Source organism: Brevibacterium aurantiacum, from assembly GCF_007558825.1.
GTDB lineage: Bacteria > Actinomycetota > Actinomycetes > Actinomycetales > Brevibacteriaceae > Brevibacterium > Brevibacterium aurantiacum_A.
In genome coordinates, this window is the sequence record NZ_VLTK01000040.1 from 1 (window position 1) to 1,539 (window position 1,539).

Consider the following 1,539-nt stretch of genomic DNA (forward strand, 5'->3'; position numbering starts at 1 on the left):
CATTTTTCTAAGGTCCAAGGCGATCATCACGAACTCATCGCTGCGTATGAGGCCCGTGACCCAGATCTTGCCGAAGAGATCGCAGGCCGGCACGTTCTATTGTTCCGTGATCGCATCATGGCATTCATGAAGATGGATACCGTCAATGATGTGAATCTAGGAGGAGACATCCTGTCGTCGGCCCGCCTGGACTGACGACAGGATGTCTATAGGTGCCGGTTACTGAACGCGGCGTGACACTTCGAACAGGCCTTCGGCCTCTTGAGTTTCTCCACGGACCTGTCGGCACATAGCTAGTCCTCGCTTCCCCGTGATCTGGTCCATTGCGCCGGCGAACCAACCTGTAAACATGTAGTCCTGTGACTCTTCTCGACTATCGTCAGCGAAAATCGAGTTGCGTACCTCGATTGTCGCTCGAGGTTCTACGGGATCCAGGTTTAGGACGGTGAATTTCGCCCATCCACGCTTAGAGAGACGGTCAAGGTAGTGTAGGAAAACGTCCTCGCCGACGAGACCATGCGTACTCGCCTCAGCCTCACACCATGTCCAGGCTGACTCGTATCCGGCGGTGTAGAGAATCTGCGCGTTACGCTCAACACCGATCTCGTTTTCGATCGCCCGGTGGTTGTTGAGGAAAAAGTGGACCGGCACATAGACCATCGGCAAACCATCTGTGCTCCAGCGTCCAGTCTCCTCATCGACTTCGATCGGGACCTGTGGTGCCTGTGTCATGAGGCCGTGCCCCAGACGTCGCCAAGCAGTTGCAACCAGTTCTCCCCCATGATCTTACGTACTCGATCCTCCGAATGGCCTCGCCGCAGCAAGGTCTCGGTCAAGTTGGGGAATTCTCCAATGGTTCTGATGCCCTCGGGATTGACGATCTCCCCAAATTGAGTGAGTTCTCGCGCGTAGCCCTTGTCATGGGTGAGCCACTCGAAGAACGCCTGGTCCTGGNATTCATTTCAGCGATGACTTCGCGTCCGAACCCCGAGAGCCCGCCGTCGCGCTCGTAGCATCCGGTGCCAACTAGGTTCTGAGTGTTGTAGCAAAGCTGGACTACTCCGATGCCAAGCTGCTTGAATATTTCGATGTAGCCAAGCTGATCTTCGAAAGCATGAGCGTTTTGGAAACCGAGAATAATTCCTGTGCGCCCCTCTTCCTTTGCAGCCCGGATGTCATCAACAGTGCGCACGGGACGTACCAATTCGCTGCTTTCGGCGATGAGTTGATTCACTTCGATGATGTTGTTGACAGTCGACTGGAATCCTTCCCATACCGATACGGTGCAGTTGGCTGCGGTCAGTCCTCCCTTTCGCATGTCGACAAAAAGCTCTCGATCCCATTTAGCGATGATGAGGCCGTCAACTACGACGATTTCGTCGTGGAACGTATTCGTATTGTTCAGTGCCATAGCACTTCCCCTTTCTGAGGCTGGATTGTATAGATGGAGATAAAGGCAAGCACCGATCAGAAGTCGAGTGATCTCTTCGATGTCTCTGGTAGTCGAGATGCCGTCACCAGTGCCATGATGCTGATGGC

Annotated in this window: 4 protein-coding genes; 1 reads left to right on the plus strand and 3 read right to left on the minus strand. The window is 54.1% G+C overall.

Translation table 11 applies throughout. The features are described 5' to 3' along the window. On the plus strand, positions 1-195 hold a 195-nt coding region (locus FO013_RS22590; protein ID WP_222103707.1), incomplete at its 5' end, for a hypothetical protein. A 24-nt stretch (positions 196-219) separates the two neighbouring features. Here FO013_RS22590 and FO013_RS22110 read toward each other — a convergent pair. The 3 genes from FO013_RS22110 to FO013_RS22115 are packed head-to-tail and all read right to left on the minus strand — an operon-like array spanning position 220 to position 1,411. After that, entirely contained in the window at positions 220-732 is a 513-nt protein-coding gene (locus FO013_RS22110; RefSeq protein ID WP_143924716.1) for a DUF5943 domain-containing protein, read from the minus strand. Next, positions 729-836 (minus strand): hypothetical protein, encoded by a 108-nt coding sequence (locus FO013_RS23450; protein ID WP_472924392.1) that lies wholly within the window; start codon positions 834-836, stop codon positions 729-731. The genes FO013_RS22110 and FO013_RS23450 overlap by 4 nt, the downstream gene beginning before the upstream one ends. After that, positions 833-1,411, minus strand: coding sequence for a membrane dipeptidase (locus FO013_RS22115; protein ID WP_472924393.1), 579 nt, complete (start codon positions 1,409-1,411; stop codon positions 833-835). The genes FO013_RS23450 and FO013_RS22115 overlap by 4 nt, the downstream gene beginning before the upstream one ends. Positions 1,412-1,539 lie beyond the last annotated feature (128 nt).

Bases quoted from the DNA above. Each gene is read 5' to 3' on its own strand.
- FO013_RS22110 (WP_143924716.1), bottom strand. From the start codon at position 732: ATGACACAGGCACCACAGGTCCCGATCGAAGTCGATGAGGAGACTGGA.